General features: G+C 57.1%; 12 protein-coding genes and 1 tRNA gene. 4 read left to right on the forward strand and 9 right to left on the reverse strand.

Annotated elements, in window-relative coordinates:
• Window positions 1-2 precede the first annotated feature (2 nt).
• From ACTQ40_RS05080 to bilR, 3 genes are all read right to left on the reverse strand, one after another.
• The gene (locus ACTQ40_RS05080) at window positions 3-2,885 is read right to left on the reverse strand and encodes a proton-conducting transporter transmembrane domain-containing protein (RefSeq protein WP_441563502.1); all 2,883 of its coding nucleotides are present in this window, start codon (window positions 2,883-2,885) and stop codon (window positions 3-5) included.
• 286 nt (window positions 2,886-3,171) lie between these two features.
• Window positions 3,172-3,567 carry a helix-turn-helix domain-containing protein gene (locus tag ACTQ40_RS05085; protein ID WP_229770663.1) on the reverse strand — a complete coding sequence of 132 codons (396 nt, stop codon included), beginning with the start codon at window positions 3,565-3,567 and terminating at the stop codon, window positions 3,172-3,174.
• A 454-nt stretch (window positions 3,568-4,021) separates the two neighbouring features.
• A complete protein-coding gene (bilR, locus tag ACTQ40_RS05090; RefSeq protein WP_441563503.1) occupies window positions 4,022-6,052 on the reverse strand; it encodes a bilirubin reductase, long form in 2,031 nt (676 codons plus the stop codon).
• Window positions 6,053-6,786: 734 nt separating this feature from the next.
• Here bilR and ACTQ40_RS05095 point away from each other — a divergent pair.
• The 3 genes from ACTQ40_RS05095 (at window position 6,787) to ACTQ40_RS05105 (ending at window position 10,817) form a co-directional block, all read left to right on the forward strand.
• Complete coding sequence (locus ACTQ40_RS05095; RefSeq protein WP_441563504.1) at window positions 6,787-7,062, forward strand: hypothetical protein; 276 nt, start codon at window positions 6,787-6,789, stop codon at window positions 7,060-7,062.
• 878 nt (window positions 7,063-7,940) lie between these two features.
• The gene (locus tag ACTQ40_RS05100; protein WP_441554208.1) at window positions 7,941-8,894 is read left to right on the forward strand and encodes a helix-turn-helix domain-containing protein; all 954 of its coding nucleotides are present in this window, start codon (window positions 7,941-7,943) and stop codon (window positions 8,892-8,894) included.
• A 258-nt stretch (window positions 8,895-9,152) separates the two neighbouring features.
• A complete protein-coding gene (locus ACTQ40_RS05105; protein ID WP_427795109.1) occupies window positions 9,153-10,817 on the forward strand; it encodes a C45 family autoproteolytic acyltransferase/hydolase in 1,665 nt (554 codons plus the stop codon).
• Window positions 10,818-11,142: 325 nt separating this feature from the next.
• On the opposite strand, the gene ACTQ40_RS05110 is transcribed toward ACTQ40_RS05105, so the two are convergent.
• Window positions 11,143-11,219, reverse strand: a tRNA-Met gene (locus ACTQ40_RS05110).
• 197 nt (window positions 11,220-11,416) lie between these two features.
• On the opposite strand from ACTQ40_RS05110, the gene ACTQ40_RS05115 reads away from it, so the two are divergent.
• The gene (locus ACTQ40_RS05115) at window positions 11,417-12,190 is read left to right on the forward strand and encodes a type III pantothenate kinase (RefSeq protein WP_441563505.1); all 774 of its coding nucleotides are present in this window, start codon (window positions 11,417-11,419) and stop codon (window positions 12,188-12,190) included.
• Window positions 12,191-12,394: 204 nt separating this feature from the next.
• Here the strand turns inward: ACTQ40_RS05115 and ACTQ40_RS05120 are convergent, their stop codons facing one another.
• The 5 genes from ACTQ40_RS05120 to folP all read right to left on the reverse strand — a co-directional run bounded on the left by ACTQ40_RS05120 (window position 12,395) and on the right by folP (window position 18,293).
• Window positions 12,395-12,904 (reverse strand): ATP-grasp domain-containing protein, encoded by a 510-nt coding sequence (locus ACTQ40_RS05120; RefSeq protein ID WP_441563506.1) that lies wholly within the window; start codon window positions 12,902-12,904, stop codon window positions 12,395-12,397.
• A gap of 233 nt (window positions 12,905-13,137) precedes the next feature.
• Window positions 13,138-14,244: a serpin family protein gene (locus tag ACTQ40_RS05125; RefSeq protein ID WP_441563507.1), complete on the reverse strand. Its 1,107-nt coding sequence runs from the start codon at window positions 14,242-14,244 to the stop codon at window positions 13,138-13,140.
• A gap of 159 nt (window positions 14,245-14,403) precedes the next feature.
• Window positions 14,404-15,600 carry an ATP-binding protein gene (locus ACTQ40_RS05130; protein WP_441563508.1) on the reverse strand — a complete coding sequence of 399 codons (1,197 nt, stop codon included), beginning with the start codon at window positions 15,598-15,600 and terminating at the stop codon, window positions 14,404-14,406.
• Between the two features lie 263 nt (window positions 15,601-15,863).
• A complete protein-coding gene (locus tag ACTQ40_RS05135) occupies window positions 15,864-16,565 on the reverse strand; it encodes a hypothetical protein (RefSeq protein ID WP_441563509.1) in 702 nt (233 codons plus the stop codon).
• On the reverse strand, window positions 16,566-18,293 hold the full coding sequence (gene folP, locus ACTQ40_RS05140) for a dihydropteroate synthase (protein WP_441563510.1): 1,728 nt from the start codon (window positions 18,291-18,293) through the stop codon (window positions 16,566-16,568).
• Window positions 18,294-18,369 lie beyond the last annotated feature (76 nt).

The raw sequence follows: 18,369 nt of genomic DNA on the forward strand, positions 1-18,369 counted from the left end.
TCCTAAATAAACACGTCGACGAGGATGGGCATAAGGTTGAGCAGGCCAAACACCAGCGCCACGCCCCAGCCGAGCTTAAAGCAGCTGCGCCAGGTGCTGCGCGCGAAGGTATTGTCAATCAGCACCTCGACAAAATACGTCATGACCATAACGACCAGGGCGACCAACCAGCTCACCGGGTTGTCCCAAACAAAGAACATGCCCACCCACATCAAAAACAGCACGGTCTCGCACCAGTGCATAAGGGTCATCTTGGCCAGCGTGCCGCCGCTCATCTCGGTGGCGACGCCCTGGACGATCTCCTGATGCGCGTGATGCGAGTACGAAAGATCGAACGGCGACTTGCGCAGTTTGATGGTAAGCACCGCGAGCAGTGCGAGGAAGATGGGCGCGCTGTACACGATGATGGGGGCCGACTGCCCCGTCACGGCGATGGAATCGAAGCTATCGGTGGCAAGGTACAGGCCCACACTCATCAGCAAAACGGCGGGCTCGTAACTCATGACCTGCAGCAGCTCGCGGTCGGCGCCGACCTGGGCAAACGGGCTTTGCGTCGAGGCGGACGCCAGCACCACAAAGATCGCAGCGAGGGTAACCATAAAGGCGCATAACAGTGTGTTGGAACCCGACACAAAGATGCCGCCGCCCACCACGGTAAAGACGAGCGCGCACGCCATGTAGGTATCGTCCACGGTGTTTACGCTGGCAGGGGCTTTGCGCAGGAGCTTGGCTACATCGTAGAACGGTTGCAGCAGACGCGGTCCCAAGCGGCCCTGCATGCGGGCGGACAGCTTGCGGTCGATGCCGTCGATCAGGCCACCAACCAAAGGCGCCAGCAGGGCAAACGCCACGGTGCCTATAAAGATGCCTACGACACCCGAGCCTTCGAAATACTTGCCGCGCAGCACCGAGGGCTCGCCCATGGCGAGCGTATCGGGACCAATCCATGCGCAGCATAGCAGCGCGAACAGAATGATGCTACAGCACACGATGCTGCCCGCGGGGCCAATACGCTTCTCGCCAAAGGCGTCCTCCAGGTACCAATTGCGCTTTTCGGCCTTCACCTCGTGTCCCATCGAGCCGCGGAAATGACGGTAATTGTCGGTTCCCACGCCCGAAAGATATACGTTTACGTGCGGTTTGTTGCTCACGCGGAATGAAGTCAGCAGCACCACGGCGATAAAAGCCACGATAACCACCATTAGATACATGGCATCCTTGCCAATAACATACGGAACGCGGCCAAACACCATGGCCAAGTAAGGCGACACCAGACCGCTCGAGATAATCGGGAACGCTACACAGCACAGAATCAGCAGCGCGGCGATAGTGTCGAGCGCTATCCATTCGGTCTTATGGACATTGCCCTCCACGTTTTCGGCCGTAGAATCCACGCCCGAGAGCTTGGCGAGCCACTTGCCCCAGAAGAAGAACGTCGCGGCCGAGCCAAAGGCCAGCACCATGATCATGAGCACATTGCCGGTCTGCGCAAACGCCACCAGGGCGCCCCACTTGGACACGAGCATGCCAAACGGCGCCACAAACATGCCCATGATGCCCAGCATCATCAGACGCGTCAGGTGCGGCATGCGGCTGAACATACCGTCCATGTCCTCGATATCGCGGCTGCCGATATGATGCTCGGCGGTGCCCACGCACAGGAACAGCAGCGACTTTGCCACCGTATGGAACAAGATCAAGAAGATGGCGGCCCACACGGCCTCGGGCGCGCCGACACCCAGGCAGGCACTGATGAGGCCCAGGTTGGAAATGGTGGAGTACGCGAGCACACGCTTGGCATTGCTCTGCGAGATGGCCATGAGGGCGGCGAGCAAAAACGTGATGGCGCCCACGCTCGTGACCATAAAGCCGGTCACGGGATAGGTGGCGTACAGCGGGCTCAGCTTGACCATCAAAAACACGCCGGCCTTGACCATGGTGGACGAGTGCAGCAGGGCGCTCGTGGGCGTGGGGGCGACCATGGCGCCGAGCAGCCAGGTGTGGAACGGCATCTGTGCGGCCTTGGTAAGCGCGGCGATCGACAGCAAGACGACCGGCAGCACCAGCAGCGCGGATTGCGCGGTTCCGGCGGCGGAAAGCTCGATCATGCCCGAAATGGTCAGCGGCACGCCGTTGACGTGCAGGAACATAAGGCCCGCCAAAAACGCGATGCCGCCCAGCATGTTGAGGATGATCTGGGTAAAGGCGTTTTTGATGGCCTCGGGCGTGCGCGTATAGCCAATCATAAGAAACGAGCACACGGTGGTGATTTCCCAGCCGCAGAACAGCCACTCCAGGTTGTCGCTCGTCACGATGACGAACATGGCCGAAAGGAACAGGAACATAAGCGCCAGGAACTGCGGGCGTCGGTCGGGCGCGGTCTGCCCACGCAGCGCGGCCTCGTGCTCATCGTGCGCCTGGAAGTCCTTCATGTAGCCCAGGGCATACACGCAGATCAGGCTGCCGACAATGCCGACGGCGAGCACCATGATCACGCTCATATAGTCCAGGTAGAGCGGCGTGGCGGTGACGACCTCGGCCGTGGGCAGCGTCATGGCAGCGAAGGCAACCGAACCCACCAGCTGCACCACGCCGAGCACACCGGTAAGCGCGTTCCTATATTTGAACGCGTTGTACAGGATGACGGCGCACAGAATTACGTCGACGACGGAGCTGATGATCGAGAGCACATGCGAGGTGCCGGGGGCAACCTCAAAGCCCTGCGGACCCGTGCCAAAAAATAAGACGGCGACTACAACGGTCACCGCCATAATAATGCCGGAGCCTACAAGCCCTACCGCATCGCGGGCTCGGTCACTGCGCGCGAGCAGCATGCCCATCGCCGGTACCAGCGGAAACAGGGTAAGGAAATACAGTAGCGTCATACCATCACTCCCCCATGCAAAAACGCTGCAATTGCTTAACGTTATAGCTCAAATTGGGAGTTCAGGCGGCAGGTTTTCGGTCAACTGGGAAGTTTTAGGCGTATGGGGTAAGGGCATGTCCGCTTTGGAGTAGAGAGGCGACGCTCCCCCTCTCGTAGCGGCGGGCGCACGGGCCACTGCGCGCGGTTTATTGACCACTTTGAAGGATGTCCCGATAGACTCGCGGCGATCCAAAAAGTTGGCGCGGCAAGAAAAATGCGCCCCTGCGGACGCACCATCCCGTTCGCTATTCCGCCTTTTTAACGCGCGGTTTACGACCCCGCGGCTTATCGACCAAGGCGGCCTCGCCACCGTCGCGATACTGTCGGCACCAAGCTTTAACCGAAGACTCGCTGGGGATCTTGTGCTTGACCATGACCTCACGCACCGTCAGACCGTGTTCCAAGCGGTCCTTAACCACGGCAAGCTTAACGTCAAACGAATATGTGTGGTGATGAGAGCCCGCATTGAGAACGGCGTCGGCGCCGCCCACGGCATACGCACGGGCCCACTGACGGGCTGTGGCCTGGGGGATGCCAAGCTCTGCGGCGAGCGCGCGATGGCCGACCCCTTCTTGGAGGATCTCGACAGCGCGCTGCCTAATCTCGGGCGCATGCGTGCGAGTCCTTGTTGTTTCTGACATACCTGCCACTTCTACTTCTTAGCCTTAAACGTTAAATTGCTTTCTTACGTGCAAGTTAGATAGTAGCATTTTACTGTTTGCTCAAAGCAGTTAATTAAAATAGACGCGGCGCTATCTGGGAATTTGACACCAATTTACGACATTTCTTTATTGATTATTTACGCTGGTAACTAGCTCGCAGCTAATCGTCATTCGCTTGCCAGCAAAATTGGCATCTCTTTATATCCTTTGGAATAGAGGGTATGATTATTAACCCCTCCTCCAATAATTTTGAGCAGCCTGCAAGGCAGTAGACACCTCACTCCCCATGATTAGCGCGCATTGCCGTCCACCGGGGCAAAACAAAAAGGGCGGGACCTGCTGCGCTTGCAGGCCCCGCCCCGATTGACACCCGATGGGACGCGGCCGGGCGAGACAGATCCGTGCTACCGCCCCGCCTGGCCGCGATGTTCAACTACAGCTCGTTGGCCGCGTGATATGCCGTGCGAATGGCGTTCGCAATGTCGGCGGTGCGCTCGCCCGAGCAGTCGCCCACACAGGTCACGGGCACCGTAACGCCATCCAAGTCAAACGCGTTGGCCTTGGAACCGACGGCCATCACCACGTAATCGCAGGCGATCTTCACCGGCTCCTCGGCGCCGTCATCGGCAGTGCGCACGGCCTCCACGCCCTCGTCGGTAATGGCGGTCAGACGGGTCTTAACATGCTGCTCCACGTTGTGCTCTGCAAATTCGCTCATAATCAGCGGCAGAATGGTCTCGGACTCGCCCGCGGCAATCTTGTCGAGCATCTCCACGATCGCCACTTCGCAGCCGTGCTGCAGCAGGTACTCGGCAGTCTCGGTGCCCACCAGGCCACCGCCAATGACGGCGACGCGGCCCGTAAGCTCCACCTTGCCGGCCAGCACGTCCCAGCTCGAGAAGACCTTCTTAGAATCGGCACCCGGAACAGGAATGACCACGTCGTGCGCGCCCACAGCCACAATCGCGGCGTCGGCGGCGTTGAGGTCCTCAGTGGTAGCGGCATGGTTGAGCTCAACCTTCACGCCCAGGCCGGGCAGAATCTTCTCGTAATACTCGACCGAGCGCATGATCTCGTCCTTGCGCGGAGGCGCGGCCGCCAGCACAATCTGGCCGCCCAGATGATCGCTCGCCTCGTAGACGGTCACGTCGTAGCCGCGCTTGGCCGCCACGCGCGCGGCCTCCAGACCGGCAATACCGCCGCCCACAACGGCGATCTTCTTGTCGCCCTCGCCCGGCTTAATGGCGATGGTAGCCTCGTCGCCGTTCTCGGCATTGAGCACACACGAGATGTACTTGCGGTTTTGAATCGCATCGACGCAGCCCTTGTTGCAGTTGAGGCACTCGCGGATGGGCTCGCCCGTGGCGGCCTTCAGCGCAATGTCGGGGTCGCACATGAGCGAGCGGCCATAGGCGATGATATCGGCCGCGCCGTCTTCCAGGATCTTCTCGCCAGCCTCGACCGAGACAACACGGCCCACAGTTGCCACCGGCACGGAGACCAGAGCCTTGACGCGCTCGGCCACGGGCAGCGTCCAGTTGTAGGGCATGGCGCCCATGGACGGAATGGTGTCGCCCATATTGCCGGTGTGGTTGGCTTGTGCAACCTGGATCATATCGATGCCCGCGCCCTCGAGCAGCTTGGCGAACTCGCAGGCCTCGTCGGGCTGCAGGCCGCCCTTGCCACGCGGCGTGCCATCGGGGTTCTCCATGATCACGGGGAGCTTATACTCCACCATCAGCTGCGGCGCGGCTTCCTTGATGGCAGCGACGACCTCCAGCGCGTAGCGAACGCGGTTCTCAAACGAGCCACCGTACTCGTCGGTTCGCTTGTTGAGGATCGCGGAGCACAGCGAACCCACCAGGCGGTCGCCGTGGACCTCGATGGCGTCGATGCCGGCCTGCTGCGCGCGAGCGGCCGAGGCAGCGATGGCCTCCTTGATCTGGGTGAGCTGCTCTACACTCGCCTCGTTCACAAAGTGCTGCATGTCGTGGTGCAGCTTGGCGTATGCCTGCTTGCGGATCTCGTTGGACTCGGCCATCTTGGCGGCAAAGGTCTCCTCGTCGCCGGCGGCCTTGGCCTCCTGCGCGGCTTTGGCTGCAGCCATGGAGCCCATGACCATGCGGCCGACACCGGGCACGTCGTACTCGGGGTGGAACAGCTGCAGCGCGACCTTGGCACCGTGCTTGTGGACGGCGTCGGCCAGCGCCTTAAACGTGGGGATCTGGGCGTCGGTCGCCAGCTTGGGCGTGGGGCTTGCGGTCGTGACGGGAGCGACGTCGCCGATGACGATATAGCCCACGCCGCCACGGGCCAGGCGCTCGTAAAAAGCCAGGCTGCGCTCGCCGATGGAACCGTCGCGCTCCTCATAGCCGGTGGTCAGCGGCGGGAACATAATGCGGTTCTTGAGCTCAAGGGGGCCAACCGTAATGGGCTGGAGCAGCTTGGACGCAGGTGCGGTCATGAACATTCCTCTCTTGTAGACGCGGCGGCGATGGTGCCGCGTAGTTGTTTAGAGGATATGGCATGGGGGTACAGCGGCACAACGAAAATCGGCGGATAGCAGGCAGCGGCAGGCGGATGGGGCGGGGCGGGGCGTCGGTTTGTCTCAATCTGTAACAGCTACCCAGCAAAACCGGGTCTTACTGTTACAGATCGAGATATTCCTCTCGACCCATCCTCAACAATATAAATCTGTAACAGCTAGACCCACTTTTGACCCCTACCTGTTACAGATCAAGACAAACGGAAGCGTTCCGTCGGAAAATCTCGATCTGTAACACCTACAGGCCAAAAACGACCCCAGATGTTACAGATCGAGACGAACAAACTCGGTCCAACCAAACATCTCAATCTGTAACATCTAGACCGACTTTTGACCTCCACCTGTTACAGATCAAGACAAACGGCAACTGTCCGTCCGAATATCTCAATCTGTAACAACAACTCGGCAAAATCCGTCCCTCGTGTTACAGATCGAGACAAACGGAGCCCCGCTCGCCGGAAATCTCAATCTGTAACATCTACAGACCAAAATCGGACCCACCTGTTACAGATTGAGACAGCCCCAACAACACCGTCCCCGTTCGTGGAAACGACCGCCACACTCACCTTTTTAAACAACCTAATACTGCGCAGCCTGCGATAATAATTTGGTCACGCGTCGACTACGGCGAAGACGCGGCAGAGGGGACACCCATGCAACCGAGTACCACCGATAGGTCCACCGCAAAGCAAGCGCTGCTCGAGGCGCTCTTGAGCGACGCGGGGCTCAAGAACCTCACGCAAACAGCCTCTACCGTTATGGGCAACCCGGTGCTCGTCGTCGATCCCGTCTACCGCTATGGCGCCCGCGGTGGCTTTGAGCTCGACGATGCCGACGACCCCCCCTTGCAGCCATCACCCGCGCCGAGATCTCCGAAGGCGATATGCTGCAGGACGAAGCCGTGCGCTACATCATCGAACGCGATCTAGACGAGAAGATTGCCCGCTCGACAGGCCCGCTCACACGCTATAACGACATGTTCTGCCTCAACACCATGACCGGTGCGATCAAGGTTCACGGCACGTGTCTGGGCCGGGCGATGATGATCGAGCGCAATCTCATGCGAATCCTCCTTTATAGGGCTCTCGGACGAGCCCGGGTTTCATGCGAATTGCATACGTATCGACAGCCATACTTTCGCTCGAGAACAGGCTCAAAACCATGTGCAGGCGCACCGATGTTTGCCCATAGCGACCATGGGCTTTGTGCGGATGAACCATGCGTTTGGGCAACGCTTTCGAGCGCATGGTCCTGGCGCCATACGCACAAAGGGGGGCGGTGTGCCTTATGGCACCCGCCCCTGATAATCGAGTTTTCTTATGTTTAGTCCTATAAACAGTCCAATATCTTTAGGCAAGATCACCCCGACGACGCTCATCCTGCCTGGAAGGCCAGACTCCACCCGCCCGCTCGATGGGATGAGTCCGCGCATCACCTGGACTCTCTACGCCTCCAATGGATCGGCAGCCTCTTACGAACACTTTCAAAAGTATGACAAGAGAAAGAAAAGTCCGTAGATTATGCATCTTTAGACTCGTGAAAAAGCGCATCGTGCCCGTCAGCGGCGACGCACCGGCCTTCGGGACGCCTGAAGGCTACTGGGCACGGCGGCGATGTTCATAGCGAATGATGCGGACGCTGCAACTGGTATTATATGACGTACTATTGAAAGGATGCTGAAGAGGTTGCGGGAAAAGACTTGCTTACTAGAAGCAGAGCAAGGAGATCCAGAAGACGGATTGCGGATAAATGATATGAATTAAATAGGGCACTGCGCGCTATAGAAGGAAAAGGGTGGTGGGTCCTGATGCTGGTCCTGTCTGCTGTTTTAAGTTTATTAATAAAATCTGGCTGTGTAATCTGTGCAGCCCTTTATTTAATCCTCTATATCGGAGGTCAAAAGAAGGAATATCTGTATATCGCTCTGTTTATGCTAAGCCAGTACTTGATTGAGCTAATAGTTCGAGGATACGAAATTAGTTCGCCCCTTTATTATTACTTTCATAATTTTTTTTCGGTGCCCGTAGTAATCAAGTCGCTATTATATTTCGCCTGCGCCTTTCTCATATGTCATTTATTCAAGGGGGCTGTTGGAGGGTCAAAAACGTGGATATTGACATTGGTGGAAGCGCCATTGTTCATCTGGCTCATTATGTTCCCTTTGTTAAAGGTGCGTACAGGATTCTTGTATATTTGTTATTTGTTGCCATTCCAACTTCTGGTTATCGTACTGGCCTTTATCGGTAGCAGGTCCTTTGGCAAAACAGCGCATAAGAGCATGTTTTTAAGGTTAGATATGTTCTTGCGACTGGTTGGAATCCTGGGATTAATGACTGTCTTTGAGGATGTTCTTACGGGGTTACATTATGGGCTAAATAATGATGTTGCAAGCCTAGTAACTAGCGGCGCGATTCGAAGCCGCAATTTTGGCGAAAGCGTCTCCCAGATAGTTGTTGCCGCATATCTTATTGTTGTTGCGGCGCGTTTTTTTGTTGACAAGATCACAGTGAAACCGATTAGCTATGAAGCCTTGACAGGAGAGCTTTCGGAAGAAATCATAGACGCCTATGCGACATCTATTGGCCTTAGTCTCAGAGAACGAGAGATTCTGGGATTCTTGCTCAAGGAGAAAAGCACACAGGAGATATCCGAACTGTTGTTTATTTCGACTGGCACCGTCAAATCTCATACACATAACATTTACCAGAAGGCCGATGTTAGCAACAGGATGCAGTTGCTGCAGAAAATCAGATGTTCATAACGTTGATTACGTTGGGCTAATCAATATGAATCCCACTTCCTTTTGTTTATACAGCTTAGCGCTTTATGAACCCTGGTTCATAAAGCGCTAAACCAGGGTATAGGCTAAGATTGAACATATTTATCGAGACCAGTTCATGTGAAAGCGGATCGGAAAATTACATAATTTTGTCATTAGGTTGTCGGCAACGAGGGGTCTTTGCTTTAGCCATCAAGTTATCGGCAACACGGAACCTCTGAAAGAGAAGGTGACAAGATTATGAGAAGAAAGATAGCCTGCGTATTGTGTTGCGCCAGCTTATGTTTAAGCATGGTGGCAGGCCCAGGATGCTCTGCAAACAATACGCAAGGTGGGTCATCAGACGGCACGCTGGCAAATGCCGGATCAACTTCTGAAAACGAAGAGTTTGACGGGAAGTTCGATGCAACCGTCAACGCAGGAAATGCGCAAGAAGTTGTGTATGTAAATGGCTCCTGGTTTGACATGGGAAAGCAGTATGGCTTACAGCAAAAGGATCAGTTAGAAAGTAACTGGACAGCTGTAATGGCTTCAATTTATGCAGAGGCAGACGATGCCGCATATAACGAAGCTATGGGTAAGATTCTGAAACATTATGAAGAGGATGATCCATCTGTATTTAATTTCTTGTCGGGAGTAGCTGAGGGGGCAGGAGTCTCAAAGGAAGATGCAGTAGTTGCAGTTATGGGCTCATCTGTTCTTAACTATGACCTCATGATGCATTTTGATCCAGAGAGCTCAAATGATCCAGAGCGTTCAAAAACATGTATGAATGTATCTGCTTGGGGAAGTATGACTCAGGATGGTCATCATCTTGGAGCCGCTAATCTTGATGCAGTCAGCACAACACCCGCCGCAATGTTCTCGAGCATGGTTTCTTATCCGAAACATGGCAATGCAGTCATTGCATCAGGTGGATTGCAGGGAAATGCGTTCATGAACTCTAAGGGCCTTATTATTACCTATGCCGGAGGACCTACGGCATCGCCAAGCGATGATGCTAAGACAATCGATAGGGAAGGCACCTTCCTCGATACTTTGTTTGCTTATTGGTACACAGCCACAAAGTGCGATACGGCAGACGAAGCAGTCAAAATGCTTACGAAAACTGAGTGGATTCACACGGGTAACATCAACGTTTCCGACAACAAGGGAAATGCGTATCTCATCGAGCAAAAAGATAATGCATATGTAGTGCGCAAAGCCGGTGACTACGGTGAGACGGACTATCTAATTGCAGCGAATCATTTCAAGGATGAGCTCTGGATGAATGATTCATATGAGGCATATCCGGATAGCGTGCCAAGAGCCAATACTCTAGAAAAGGTTATGCAAGACGAGAGCGGCAGCGTTACCCCACTCACGCTCGCGAACGGACTCGGAAGCATTCGTTACTATGACGAGGGCAAATGGAGTGAGGAAAATTGGGACTTCGGTGGTTTCTATCAGTTCCACTCTCCAGAAGGCGATGACATAGAATTCAAGACGATTTTCAGGACAATTTTTGATGCAACTGATCAGGAAATGTATGTCTTGAGAGGTCATGACGAGAAATTCCGTTCAGACGTTCCCTATGGTACAGCTAATTACTACAGGCTTACTCTCGGAAAGAACATGCAGGCCACTAATAAGAGCGCAGAAGTCGACGCGCGTATTGCGGTAAGAAATGCAGGAGCTGAATTGTATAAGAAGGGCTCAGTGGATGACGAGTCCATGGAGTATTACAATAAGGCTGCTGAGGCGGTGCACACGGGATGCAATTACACCACTATGGCTGATTGCGCCAATGCGAAAGGCGATAAGGAGCAGGCTGCGATTATGTATGGCCTTGCTACTTCGCAGTTTGCCAATGCTCAGCGATACGCACAGGCATCTTATACTACTGAAAATGTAATTATTCAGTAATCTTGCGTAACGCTCAGCTCGTCATTTAAAGAAAGCGGAAGTGATCTCGAACCCTCCCTAAAGATAACGCTCGAGATCACTTCCAAGATGTACCATCATGCCGATCATCTCGGCATGATGGTACTTTTCGTTTATTCGCGCTGCCAGGCTTTCCTGCGTCTGACCCGGAGTTTTGATCGTGGAGGCCGGATTCGAACCAACGACCTCCAAGGCGCAGAGATTGACACGGGGGATCCAAAATGCCCGCTCAGCAACTAGCTCGCCGTGCTATTTATCCAAAGAAAAACAGCCCAGAGAACAAGGCCTCTGAGCTGCTAAAAGTTCTTGGTCGCGGGGGCAGGATTTGAACCTACGACCTCCGGGTTATGAGCCCGGCGAGCTACCAGACTGCTCCACCCCGCAATGTCTGGGCGCCTCATGTGCGCAAGAAAGAATATTACTCGGACGTTCGGTGGACGGCAAGGAAACTCTCGTAGAGCATAATTCCTTCATATTTAAAACCCCTCAGCCCATATCACCGTAAACGAATCGCAGCCGAGCGCCGTCGACAGCACGTATACAATGGTGCGCGTCCTTTTATGCCGAAACCGGGAGTAGACATGCTGCTCGCTATCGATATGGGAAACACGCAGACGGCCATGGGCCTGTTTGACGGAGACGAGCTGGTGCAGTCGTGGCGCATGCCCACCGACCGCTCCTATACCGCAGATGAGATCCATGTGCGCCTGATGGGTTTTTTTAAGATGTACGGCCTTTCGCTCGCCGCGGTCGACGCTATCGCCTTTGCGGGCGTGGTGCCGCAGCTCTCGCGCGAATGGCATGCCGTGGCCGACCGCATTGCCGCAGACGTCATCGTCATTGGGCCGCAGACGGCCGCCGTGACCAAGCTGCGCGCGGCACGTCCCCGGGCCGTAGGTGCCGATCGCGTCGCCAACGCCGTTGCGGCTGAGACTTTCTACGGCGCGCCGGCAATCGTGGTGGACTTTGGCACCGCAACCAATATCGACGTCATCGATGAGGACGGCTATTACATTGGCGGAGCGATCGCGCCGGGCATCCGCATCTCCATGGATGCACTTGCCGCCCGCGCCGCCAAGCTCGCCAGCGTGCCGCTCGAGGCGCCCGAGCACGCCATCGGCCGCGATACCGAGGAGTGCATCAAGGTCGGCGCCGTGGTGGGCACCGCCGCTATGGCCGAAGGCCTGGTCGCGCGCATGAAGCGCGAGCTGGGCCGCGAGGATGCCACCGTTATCGCCACGGGAGGCCTCGCCGGCATCGTCGCCGATTCGACCGATGCCTTCGACGTGGTCGATGGACAGCTCACCATTAAGGGTATCTGCGAAATCTACCGCCGCATGCAGGAGCTGGGGTAAGACAGGGACCGGAGCCAAGCGTGAGCACTGTCTTATCCCCTCAGTTTCTCTGACGCACGGGCTAGGTGACTCTAGTTCTCCAACCCCTCCGTGAGCCAGATCAAGGGACTACGTTTCATCAAAACAGAAAGACCGACACAAATGCGACAGCGTCGCTTTCGTTTCGCGACGCCGCCCCCTCGGCAAACACGGCGTAGTGTTGCACTAGGTCCGAATGCCAGACGCACAAGCCCGGCCTCCGTCCGCATCCCGCCTTTCGAGGGCATCCGCAAGCACTTGATAGTAGATAACCGGATCCTGCGCCGCAGCGAGGCCCGACACCTGCCCGTCGCCGGTCTCCACCACAATCCAGGTTCCATCCACTCGCTCCGCAAAGTCCACGGTGTAGTAGGGGCTCCCAAGATTTGAGCACGCCAGTACAAGCTCCTCGGGCGGCTTCGCAACATTGGTCGGCTGATTTGAATTCCGGCATACGTTGAGGAGATTCCCGTCGAGATAGAAAGCTCTCCATTCATTCGTTGCACCACCGTAGCGGGCCAGATCAACGTACTCTTTGCAGACAATACCGACCGTGAAAAGGTCCCCGCGGAGCTTGACGAACTCTTTAACAATCCCGTCCATGCGCTCCTGGCTCACGGGAGTGTGAAAGCTAACGGGAAACCTCGTCCCTTTGACCGACTTTACATAGTCCTTGACCATAAACTCCGTGAACATGCGGTTGATTACCACCGCATCAGCCCGATGGCCTAGAAAAGCAGAGCGCGAGCTCTCCACGCTCCTCGAACAGTTCCAGATCGAAAAGCCCCATGTCAAGACGCCCCTCAGCACGCGCAGACTCATATTCGATACGCATCAACCCATCTGGAACTATCTTTTCAAAATAGTCAGCTGGAAAGAGTACGTTGGCAACCCTTGGCATAGCAGCCCCCCCTTCGCAAACCTCAACCTCACCTTTCTTGCACGTCCACCGACGGCAGCGCGACGCTTGCCACAAAGAGCGGTACGCCGGTGCGAGACACGAGCGCTGCATAGAAAGGCCTGTCAAGCGTTATCTTGCGCGGCTCTGGCGGGTTCTCCGGCGGAAGGCCCGTGACAGCGACCATCACCGTGTACGCGCCGGCCTCTACGCCGTTCTCATCGACAGCGAACTTCGCGCCATGGACAATCTGCGTTGGAGTCCCCTCTACCCCCACCATAGGTGTAAGCTCCATCGCAGTTGCCGTAGAGACGCCGGCGGCCTTTAGCAGCGAGCAGACGTCCGAGAGCGTCGACTCGCATTCAAAGCGAGGAATCCCCAGGTCGACGGGCCCCCATTCTCCCTCGCCTTGGGACAGACGCTCGAATAGCCCAAGCGCGTCATCAACATGATCATCCTCGCCGCTCGGAAGAACAAAACACACGCCGGCATCGGAGCTGAGCGGCAACGAGAAGGCAACCCTGCCGTTCTCGACGATCACCGCACAATCGCGCTTGCCACGCATAAACGCTGCTTGAACATCGCCGTTCTTTGCATGGAAGGTCTCAACTTTGGTCGATTCGCTGTCAAACGGATCCGCCCATGCATCCTTCATGTAAAGCGCGCTCACAAGACAGGCAAGAGCCACTGGTGATAACTCGATGCTTGGCGACAACAGGCCGTGAGTTTGTTCAGCTACCCAATCGGTCACCCGTTGGCTAACGCGCGGATCGGCCAAGTCATCGATTGAAACATGCACGCTGCATTTGTCGCACTCGTGCAGAAACGCCTCCGATGGGCTCGCGGACCTGGAAAGCCAAGCTGCCGTTGCCGTGCTCGCATCATAACCGTCATAGCCCCAGTTCCGCTCCAGCTCGATGCCGAAGGGATCACGCTCGCTAAACATGTCGCCATCGCCCAGGAGCATGTCGAGCTCCCGACATGTGGCGCCCGAGGCACCCTTTCGTACAATCGTCAACAAGCTCGCGACGCACGCAGGCGACCAAACCCCGTTCTTGCCTTGAGAGAGTATTTTCTCGGATAGGGATTTTGCAACCCTCCATGCCTGTGGACACGCCGAATTTGCTTTGTCAGCCATAGTCTGCTCCCATCGTTAGGACATAAACTATTATTTCGCACGGCGCGGACACAAATCTCGCACCGGAAAGGCCGCCCAATGGCTTTCTAAGAGGCTCAAAGCCTTTCTATTCCTCAAAAACGAAAAATTTTCAGTTTTGAGGAATAGGCTCGATGCACGCTACGCCTCGCCGCACAGCCACCTCGCCAGGTCCACGATCTGCACTCCGTCGCGGTCCGTGGCCTCGTGATGCGTGCGGGCGAGAATCATCTTGGGGTACGCATCGCCAATGCTCAGCAGTGGCGAAATCTCGCGTTCAAATGTCTTATCCGAGCTGATGTCGTCGCTCACCTGAATGTAGAGCTTCTCGCTTCGCTTGATTGCTACAAAGTCAATTTCCTTTTTATAGAGTACGCCGACGTATACCTCGTATCCGCGGCGCAGCAGCTCGATTACCACTATGTTCTCGTATACGCGCCCCCAATCCATATCACGTGTACCGAGCAGCGCGTATTTGAACGCGTGGTCTGCCAGGTAATACTTCTCGCCGCTCTTAAGGTATTTCTTGCCGCGAATGTCATATCGACGAACTTTATAGAAGGCAAACGCATCGCACAGGTACCCCATGTACGCACCGACCGTCTTGTTCGTAATCTTTAGTCCATCCGCATTTAATGCATCGGTAATGTTGCGTGCCGACGTAATGTTGGAAACGTTGTCCATCATGTAATCGGCAATGCGCAGCAGCGCCGATTCGTTTCTCACGTTATGCCGCTGCACGATATCTCTCACAATGAGCGTCTTAAAGACGTTGGAGAGATATTGATAGCGCTGCTCCTGCAGTGGATAAGGGTAAGAGCCAGACATACCGCCGGTTCTCGCGTACTCATCGAAGTCACGGTCGACCTCGCCCTCGTCGCCATAGAGACGATACTCCTCAAACGAGAATGGGAAAACCTCGATCTCGAACGTGCGCCCCGTAAAGAGCGTCGACAGATCGCTCGACAGCAAAAAGGCATTCGATCCGGTAATGAAGATGTCATAATGCTCGGATGCGTGAAGGCTGTTGATCGCACGCTCAAAACCGTCGCACATCTGAACCTCATCGATAAGCAGAAAGTTTTGTTTGCCGGGCACCCGATGATCTTTTACATAAGCGAGCAACGCGTGATACTCGAGCAGGTTCTCGAACTCATCGAGGTTGTAGTTGATATGGATGACATTCGAATTAGGCAGATTTGCCTCCACGTAATCGCGGAGGGCCTCGAGCAATTTTGATTTACCGCTGCGGCGGATGCCCGTGATGACCTTGATATCCGGCACGCCAATAAGACTCGTCAACGTGTCCATATATGACGCTCTATTGATGAGTTTCATCGGGGCCTCCTCGCGGTCCTTTATCTCTATTCCTCAAAAACGAAAATTTTTCAGTTTTGAGGAATAGGCTCTATAGCGAATATACCTCGCGAAAGGCCGAGCTGCCTTAATCCTATTCCTCAAAAACGAAAAATTTTCAGTTTCGAGGAATAGGGCCGCGATGCCACCCTGTAGTCGCGCAAAGACCCTCCCCGGCAGAGGCAGTTCACTCTGCCGGGGAGGGTCTTGTTGTCATCATTATCTTTGAGCGCGGACATCTCGCGTTACAGCCCGCGAATCCGTACGGCCTCGGGCGGAAACTCCTGCTCGCCGGAATCGGTCTTGATGGTCGCGCGACCCCAGATGTCCAGGCCCGCAAACACACCGACCGCAAGCGGCAAGCCGTTGGGCGACACCGCCGCAACCTGGCGGCCCAGCAGCGGCACCATGTCGAAGTACTCGCCCAGCACGGGAGCCAGCGGGCCGGCGGCGCCCTGCGGCGTGTTGGCGACAACCGCCCAGGCGTCCACGCGGGTCAACACGGCGGTAGCCAGCGCTTCGACCAGCGCTTCATCGGTCACATCCACGCCAAGTTCGCCCAGCGCCGCGCGCTCAATATCCACCGTCACGGCACCGAACATACCCGCGGCACCGGCGCCACCGTTGACGGCGACGCGTGCAAACGACGTCTCAAACGCGGGCGCGCCGCACACAATATCGCTCGGCCACTGAATGCCCACCTTACCGGCAAGACCCAGCCCCGACGTCGATGCCGTTCCCGCGAGCGCGTCCATCATGCCCATCGCCGCCACAAACGGCAGGCCATGGAAGGCGTGCATATTCACATCCGGGCGCACGACCAGCGAAAACGTCAACGACGCCTCGCCCACGCTCCAAGCGCACCAGCCCGCGGGCGCACCCTCGCGACCCGCGTCGCGCGCGGCGTCAAGCTCGGCACCGACGGCTACAGTGTTCATCTCAATCATCTACATACGCCCCAATTCGCCCACGATATGGCCCACGCGATCCTCGGGCTCCTTGACCTCGACGCCGTTGTAGCGGAAGAACCGCGCCGGGTCGTGCATCAGGTCCTCAAGCGGCACCAGCACAAAGTCGCGTTCGCCAATGAGCGGATGCGGCAGGCGCAGCTTTTTGCCGCCATGGGTCTCGCCATCCATCCACAGCAGGTCCAGGTCGATGGTGCGTGGGCCGTTGACCTTGGCCTTCTTGGATCGGTCGCGCCCCAGCTCGGCCTCGATCTTCATAAGCTCGTCGAGCAGAACCAGCGGCGCCAGCTCGGTCTTGATCTCGATGACAGCGTTGGCAAACGCGTCCTGGCGCGTCTCGTAGGCCGGCTCGCTCTCGTAGATGCGCGAGCAGTTGGACACACAGGTGAGCGGAATCTCGGCGATCATGTCGCGCGCGGCGCGGATGTTGTCGCAACGATGCCCCAGGTTGGAGCCCACGGCCACAAACGCGCGACGCGGCTGCGGCTTGGCAACAGCCCAGTAGCCGTTCAGGAACTGCGCAAAGCCGGTGACATCGTGCACGCGCACGATGTTGGCACCGGCCTGGATAGCGCCCAGGCACACGCCAAAGGTGGCGGCATCGCGCTCGGCGGCCTCGGTCACGCCCGAGACGGCGCCCACAAAGCGCTTGCGCGACACGGCGCACATGAGCGGATAGCCCAGCGACGCCATCTTGGCGGTCTCGCGCTGGATGACGATATCTTCGTTGGCCGTCTTGCCAAAACCCGGACCCGGATCGATGCAGATACGGTCGCGTGACACGCCGGCGTGGATGAGCGCGCGGGCCTGATCGGACAGAAAACCCATGACGCGGCGCATGATGGGCGCCGAATCGGGCAGGGTAAAGCGGCGGAGCTGCGAGGTGGGCACATAAGCCTCCTCGCGGCGGGCGCTGCGGCGCATCATGGCGGCCAAGTGATCGCTGGGCTCCGGCGCGGGCTCAGGGGTCGCGGCGGCCTCGGCGGCAGGGGTAGCCTGCTCGGCGGCCGGCGTCTCCTGCTTCTGCTCGCCCGTTGGCTCGGGCGCTGGCTCCGGATCGCCAAACGGCAGCGAGGGCTGCACCACGCCACCCGGCAGTTTGGCCTCCGTCTTGGGCTCGCCCAGCAGCTTGCCACGACGACGGCGGGCGGGCTTCTCGGCCTCGCGCGCGGCCTCGGCAGCCGCCTCGCGCGCCTTCTCGGCAACAAACGCCGCGGCAGAGGTATCGAGCTGCACCGTTGCATGCGTGCGAGCAGGCGCGGCGACCTCGCCGGCGTGCATCACGATGACGCCGCAGGTGCTCGTCGCGACAAACTCGACCATCTTGGGGTCGGTGAAGCCCGTCACGTCGTTGACGATCGAGGCGCCGCAGCGCACGGCCGCCTTGGCAACCGCCACGTGACGTGTGTCGATCGAGACGATGGCGCCCTCTTTGGCCAACGCACGCACAACAGGCAGCACGCGGCGAGCCTCCTCGTCGGGGTTGACCGGGGTAAAACCGGGGCGCGTGGACTCGCCGCCCACGTCGATGATGTCGGCGCCGGCATCGAGCATCGCCAGGCCGTACTCGATAGCGGCATCCTGGTCAAAGTGCTCACCGCCGTCGCTAAAAGAATCGGGCGTCACGTTGAGGACGCCCATGATGCGCGGACGGTCAAAGCTGAGCTCGTACTTTCCGCACCGCCATGTCTTGCTGTCGTTCGCCATGAACATCCTCCTAAAATGCCCGCGCCGCCACGCTCGGGCGCAGGCGGCGGGGTCGCTTTGCAATTAGTCTTTCTAT

Origin of the sequence: Collinsella sp. Sow4_D11, from assembly GCF_052116465.1 — a bacterium.
GTDB lineage: Bacteria > Actinomycetota > Coriobacteriia > Coriobacteriales > Coriobacteriaceae > Collinsella.

Coding starts and splice junctions, on each gene's coding strand:
- ACTQ40_RS05080 (WP_441563502.1), bottom strand. CDS start 2,885: ATGACGCTACTGTATTTCCTTACCCTGTTTCCGCTGGTACCGGCGATG.
- ACTQ40_RS05085 (WP_229770663.1), bottom strand. CDS start 3,567: ATGTCAGAAACAACAAGGACTCGCACGCATGCGCCCGAGATTAGGCAG.
- bilR (WP_441563503.1), bottom strand. CDS start 6,052: ATGACCGCACCTGCGTCCAAGCTGCTCCAGCCCATTACGGTTGGCCCC.
- ACTQ40_RS05095 (WP_441563504.1), top strand. CDS start 6,787: ATGCAACCGAGTACCACCGATAGGTCCACCGCAAAGCAAGCGCTGCTC.
- ACTQ40_RS05100 (WP_441554208.1), top strand. CDS start 7,941: ATGCTGGTCCTGTCTGCTGTTTTAAGTTTATTAATAAAATCTGGCTGT.
- ACTQ40_RS05105 (WP_427795109.1), top strand. CDS start 9,153: ATGAGAAGAAAGATAGCCTGCGTATTGTGTTGCGCCAGCTTATGTTTA.
- ACTQ40_RS05115 (WP_441563505.1), top strand. CDS start 11,417: ATGCTGCTCGCTATCGATATGGGAAACACGCAGACGGCCATGGGCCTG.
- ACTQ40_RS05120 (WP_441563506.1), bottom strand. CDS start 12,904: ATGTTCACGGAGTTTATGGTCAAGGACTATGTAAAGTCGGTCAAAGGG.
- ACTQ40_RS05125 (WP_441563507.1), bottom strand. CDS start 14,244: ATGGCTGACAAAGCAAATTCGGCGTGTCCACAGGCATGGAGGGTTGCA.
- ACTQ40_RS05130 (WP_441563508.1), bottom strand. CDS start 15,600: ATGAAACTCATCAATAGAGCGTCATATATGGACACGTTGACGAGTCTT.
- ACTQ40_RS05135 (WP_441563509.1), bottom strand. CDS start 16,565: ATGATTGAGATGAACACTGTAGCCGTCGGTGCCGAGCTTGACGCCGCG.
- folP (WP_441563510.1), bottom strand. CDS start 18,293: ATGGCGAACGACAGCAAGACATGGCGGTGCGGAAAGTACGAGCTCAGC.